We start from the raw sequence: 5,400 nt of genomic DNA on the forward strand, positions 1-5,400 counted from the left end.
CCCGCCGCCTCGGTGTCACACTGCTCACCACGAATCGCGACGTGACCAGGCTGGCGCTGGACGTTGCGATACAGCTGGGAGTCGCTCGGGCCGGGTCCGTCGCGAGGATCCAGGCGCTCAGCGCTCGGCTGGCGGACGCCGAGGACCTCGTCTCGCTCGTCGCGCTGGTCTCCGGTGAACTCGGCGGGGTGCGGGTGCGGGTCGTGTCGACCGGCGGAGTCGCCATCGCCGAGGCCGGGGGCTCGTCCGCTCCCACGCGGCCGGCCCTCTCGCCCGGTGAGCACGTCACGCCGGTCACCGTTCGCGTCTCACGGCGAGGCAGTGAGGCCGACGTGCTCGTCGCCGACGTCACCGAGCATGCGGGTTCCTTCACCGAACACGTGCTGCTCGCGGCGGTGCCCGCGATACGGGCGCTCCTCAGCGAGACGCGGCTGCGCGCGATCCGGGCGTCCCTGCCGATGGTCACCATGACCGCGCTCACCGGCACCTCACGCGTCGGCGGCTACGACGATCCCTTCGACCTGGGAGCCGCAGCCGCCCTGACCTGGCCGCTCGACGGAAGCCACATGGCCCTGTGTATCCTGAGCAACGACCCGGGACGCCTCGGTGGCGCCGTGCACCAGCTCTGGAACGCGGAAGTGCCCGAGGTCCCGCTCGGGCGCTTCACCGACGGTTGGCTGGCATTTGTGCCGTTGCGCGACGAGGACAGCCAACAGCTCATCATCGATCGGCTGCGCGAGCAGCTCGAACAGTTGTGCGTCCTCGGCCTCATGGTCGGTGTCTCGCCGATCTTCAGCGGCTCGGCGGCGGCCCCGAACAGCGTGCGAAAGGCGTGGCTGGCAGCCAGGCTGGCTGGCACCGACGGTGCCTCGGATGACGCGCTTGTCGTGTTCGACGACATCCGTTCGCACCTGCTGCACCGACTGCTGCCGCCCGAGCTGGCCGAACAGGTGGCCAACGAGATATTCCCGCTGCTGCTCACGGACGCCGCTTCCGGCGAGATCATCGAGACGCTGCTCGCCTACCTGTCGGCGCGCGGATCGATCTCGCACACGGCGAGCGCGTTGGGCGTTCACCGCAACACCGTCCAGTCGCGACTGCGCCGTGCGGAGGAGTTGGGCGTCGCACTCAACGACCCCGGTGAGATCCTCCCCGCTCACATGATCCTGGCCGCGCTCGCCCGTCGGCGCGGCGCCCCACGCGTGCCCGGCCGCGCCTGAGGCACCGCTCGGAGCCGATGCCAGCGGCACGGAAGAGACCCCCGCAAGCTTTTTTCCGAGAGATTCGACGCCCAGAGAACAGCGTCTTCTCGGCGCTGAGAATTGCCAATGCCCAGCACAAGCCGTTGGGCTTGTGCATTCTGCACACTGCCGCCCCGAGCGCGACGGATAGCTTCTCCTCACATCCGCGACAGCGTTCCGCTCGCGTGTGATCACCACCAAGACAAGGGAGTTTTCGGTCAGATGATTCGTTCAGTGCTCAGCCTTCGCTCGACACCGGAGAAGGTCGAGCCCATCTTCGAGATCTACCGCACAGAGCAGATTCTGCGGGAGTCGCTCACCCTCACTCGCGCGGTCGCATCCGAGATCTCCGCGGCCGTCGACGGCTCGGGCGAGATCATCGTCACCGCGCTCTGGCCAGACGAGGCTGCCTACCAGGAGTGGATCGACCACCCGAACCGCGGCCGGACGGCTCCCGCGCTGAAAGAGCTGCTCGCCGACGCCGAGATCGGCGTGGGCCGGCTCTACCGCGTCGACCACGGAGTGAGCAAGAACTCCGAGCCGCAGTGACAATCGTTCTCCCCTCCGCACCCCCTGATTCCGCAATCACTGAAGAAAGTAGAAAGCAATGAAGCCTCTTCTCCGAGTAATCGCAGGCGCTGGTGTTCTAGCGCTCGGCGCCTCCCTCGCCGGCTGCAGCTCCGCCGGGCCCGCCGGCAACGCCGATGGCGAGTCGTACAACATCGTGTTTCTCGCCGCGTCGTCGCAGAACGGCTACAGCCAGGCCGTCTACGAGGGCATCGAGACGCGTGCCGCAGAGCTCTCCGCTGAGCTGGGCATCACGATCACCACCAAGATCCAGGACGGCCAGTTCGACGCGAACACGCAGCTCTCGCAGATGCAGAACGCCGGCACCACCGGCCAGGCCGACGGCATCATCGTCGTTCCCAACGACGGCCCCGGCCTCGCCGCGGCATTCCCGCTCGGCAACGACGTTCCCGTCGCCACGGTGCTCAACCCCATCGGCCCGGACATCGAGAAGATGGAACAGCAGACCGACGGCGTCATCAGCACGGTCGCCTCGCCCCCCTCGATCGGTGCGACCGGGCAGGCCGAGCAGGCCGTCGAGTACTGCAAGGACATCGACCCCTGCAAGCTGGGCCTTCTCGCCGGCCTGCTGAACTCGCCGCTCGACGTTGCCCGCGTCGACGCGTGGCACCAGGTCCTCGACAAGCACAAGAACATCACCATCGTCGGCACCGTCGAGGGTGCCTACGACCGCGACAAGTCACTGACCGCGGTCAGCAACCTGTTGCAGGGCAACAAGGACATCAACGGCATCCTGAGCAACGCCGATCAGCAGACGATGGGCGCGCAGATCGCGCTGGAGGATGCCGGAATCGACCCGTCCACGGTGTTCCTCACCGGTGGCGGCGGCACCAAGGAGGCCGTCGAAGCCGTCCGCGCGGGCACCTGGAGCAACGGCTACCTGAACTACCCGGTCACCATGGGCGGGAAGGCGCTCGAGCAGATCGTCAACCAGCTGCGCGGCGAGCCGGTGGAGGCCGTCGTCGATGCCGACTCGCTGGGCGACTTCGGCCCCTTCATCACCCAGAAGGACCTGCTGGAGCACCCGGACTACACCGGCGAGTGGAACGGATAGCCCACCATGGCTGAGCCAGTGATCGGGGCCACTCTGATCGAGCTGCGCAACGTGAGCAAGCGTTTCGGCGGCACGCAGGCGCTCGACAACGTCTCCCTCGAGGTGCGCGCGGGCGAGATCCATGCCTTCGTCGGAGAGAACGGTGCAGGCAAGTCGACCCTCGGAAAGGTCATCGCGGGCATCTATGCGGCAGACCAGGGCGAGGTCCTCGTCGACGACGTCTCGGTCGAGCGGTGGAACCCGGCACTGGCTCAGCGGCACGGCGTCGCCATGATCGCGCAGGAGCTTGCGCTCGTGCCCGATCTGACTGTGGCCCAGAACGTCTTCCTCGGTGCGGAGGAGCAGCGATTCGGGTTCGAGCGCCGCAACCTGAGCGAGCGGCTCCTGGCCCTCGACGCCGAGGTCGGCTTCGGGCTCGACCCCCGGGCGAAGGTGCGTGAGCTCCGCATCGCCGACCAGCAGAAGGTGGAGATCCTGCGCTCGCTCGCCCGGGATGCGCGCGTCATCGTGATGGACGAACCCACCTCCTCGCTCGCGGCCAAGGAGATGGCGCAGCTCGAGGCGCTCATGCGCACCCTGCGCGACCGGGGATGCTGCGTCGTCTACGTGTCCCACTTCCTCGACTCCGTGCTGAGCGTCGCCGACCGCATCACCGTGATGCGCGACGGCCGCCGGGTCAGCACGGTCGCCACCTCCGAGGTCACCAAGCACGAGCTGGTGACCGCGATGCTCGGACGCGAGCTGGACGGGGCCTACCCCGAGCGCCCGCCCGCGCCCGACCGCACGGCTGCCCCGCTCCTGCGGGTCGGGAACGCGCGCACGTCCACCGGTGTGGAAGGCATGTCGTTCGAGGTCCGGCCCGGCGAGATCGTCGGCCTGCTCGGCCTGGTCGGCAGCGGCCGGACCGAGTGTCTCCGCGCGGTCTTCGGCGTGGACGAGCTGAGCGGTGGCGAGGTCGTCTACCGGGGCGTCGACTGGGCGCGGAAGCGCCCGAGGGACTCGATCGCGGCCGGCCTCATCTTTGTCTCGGAGGACCGGCACCGGGACGGGCTCGTTCTCGAACGCTCCGTGCGCGAGAACATCGCGCTGGCCAGCCTCGGCAAACGCGCCGCCGCCGGCGTCATCAGCACCCGTGCCGAGAAGAGCGTCGCACTCGGGTTCGCGAGCGCCCTGCAGATGCGCCCGCTCGACATCGAGCTGCCCGTCGGCTGGTTCTCCGGAGGCAACCAGCAGAAGGCGCTGCTCAGCAAGGCACTCGCGGCAGACCCGAAGGTCATCATCCTCGACGAGCCGACGCGCGGGGTGGATGTCGGTGCGAAGCGCACCATCTACGAGCTCATCGTGAGGCTCGCACAGGAGGGGATCGGCGTCGTCCTGATCTCCTCGGAGCACGAAGAGATCATGGAGCTCGCACACCGGGCCTACCTGGTCTCGGAGGGCCGCACCTTCGGGGAGATCGTTCCCGAGGAGACCACCGTTGAGAAGGTGCTGTTCCAGCTCTTCAACGTCACCCCAAACGAGGAGCCGGCAGCATGAGTGAGGCCATCAACACCACCGTCACCCAGATCCGGTCGCGGAAGCGCTTCGCCGTCAAGGAGCTGGCGATCGAGTACGCCGTGCTCTTCCTGCTCGGCGCCGTGCTGATCGCGCTCGCGATCCTCTCGCCGTCGTTCTTCACCTTCGGCAACATCGTCAACATCCTGAACCAGAACGCACCGCTCGTGATCATCGCCGCGGCCGGCACCTTCGTGATCATCTCGGGCAACTTCGACCTGTCCAGCGGCGCCGTCTACGGTGTCGCCGGCGTGATCGCGGCGTGGATCGCGGTCGCGACGGAGAACGTGTGGCTCGCCCTGCTGGCGGCACCCGTCGCCGGCGTCGTCCTCGGTGCCTTCAACGGCATCGTGATCACCAAGCTCAGGGTGCACTCGTTCCTGGCGACACTGGCCTCCTCGATGATCTTCACGACCATCGCCGTGCTGATCACCGGCGGAAGCCTCATCACGGTGACGACGCCCGGTTTCTCGACGCTCGGCCGGGAACGCGTCGGCGGCGTCTTCATCGCGGTGTTCATCATGATCGTCGTCGCCGCCATCTTCTGGCTGCTTCTCTCGCGCACGATCTTCGGTCGCCACGTCTACGCCGTCGGCGGCAACGACGAGGCCGCAGAGCTCTCCGGCATCAACATCAATCGCACCCGGGTGATCGTGTTCGTCCTGAGCGGCCTCGCCGCGGGAACCGCCGCGGCCATCGGCGTCTCGCGCATCTCGTCTGGACAGCCGCTGGCCGGTGCCGGCCTCGAGCTCAGCGCGATCGCCGCCGTGATCCTCGGCGGGACGAGCATCTACGGCGGGGTCGGGGCCGTCTGGCGCTCCATCGCCGGCGTGTTCCTCATCGCCCTGATCGGCAACGGCTTCGACCTGCTCAACCTCAACCCGCAGCTGAAGGACATGGTCACCGGAGTCATCATCCTGGCGGCGGTCGGCATCGCCGCCGCCGGCCGAGGGCGACGCTAGG

At 68.0% G+C, this 5,400-nt stretch carries 5 protein-coding genes; all 5 read left to right on the plus strand.

Annotated features, from left to right (window positions below; translation table 11 throughout):
* On the plus strand, positions 1-1,220 hold a 1,220-nt coding region (locus GY24_RS17015), incomplete at its 5' end, for a PucR family transcriptional regulator (protein ID WP_133161239.1).
* A gap of 255 nt (positions 1,221-1,475) precedes the next feature.
* A complete protein-coding gene (locus GY24_RS17020) occupies positions 1,476-1,790 on the plus strand; it encodes a hypothetical protein (protein ID WP_104477788.1) in 315 nt (104 codons plus the stop codon).
* A gap of 58 nt (positions 1,791-1,848) precedes the next feature.
* Positions 1,849-2,883, plus strand: a complete 1,035-nt coding sequence (locus tag GY24_RS17025) for a sugar ABC transporter substrate-binding protein (RefSeq protein WP_104477790.1) — start codon at positions 1,849-1,851, stop codon at positions 2,881-2,883.
* Between the two features lie 6 nt (positions 2,884-2,889).
* The gene (locus tag GY24_RS17030) at positions 2,890-4,419 is read left to right on the plus strand and encodes a sugar ABC transporter ATP-binding protein (protein ID WP_104477792.1); all 1,530 of its coding nucleotides are present in this window, start codon (positions 2,890-2,892) and stop codon (positions 4,417-4,419) included.
* Positions 4,416-5,399, plus strand: a complete 984-nt coding sequence (locus tag GY24_RS17035) for an ABC transporter permease (RefSeq protein ID WP_104477794.1) — start codon at positions 4,416-4,418, stop codon at positions 5,397-5,399. The genes GY24_RS17030 and GY24_RS17035 overlap by 4 nt, the downstream gene beginning before the upstream one ends.
* The last annotated feature ends 1 nt before the right edge of the window (position 5,400 follow it).

The organism is Microterricola pindariensis, from assembly GCF_002936985.1.
Taxonomy (GTDB): Bacteria; Actinomycetota; Actinomycetes; order Actinomycetales; family Microbacteriaceae; genus Microterricola; species Microterricola pindariensis.

Coding starts and splice junctions, on each gene's coding strand:
- GY24_RS17025 (WP_104477790.1), top strand. CDS start 1,849: ATGAAGCCTCTTCTCCGAGTAATCGCAGGCGCTGGTGTTCTAGCGCTC.
- GY24_RS17030 (WP_104477792.1), top strand. CDS start 2,890: ATGGCTGAGCCAGTGATCGGGGCCACTCTGATCGAGCTGCGCAACGTG.
- GY24_RS17035 (WP_104477794.1), top strand. CDS start 4,416: ATGAGTGAGGCCATCAACACCACCGTCACCCAGATCCGGTCGCGGAAG.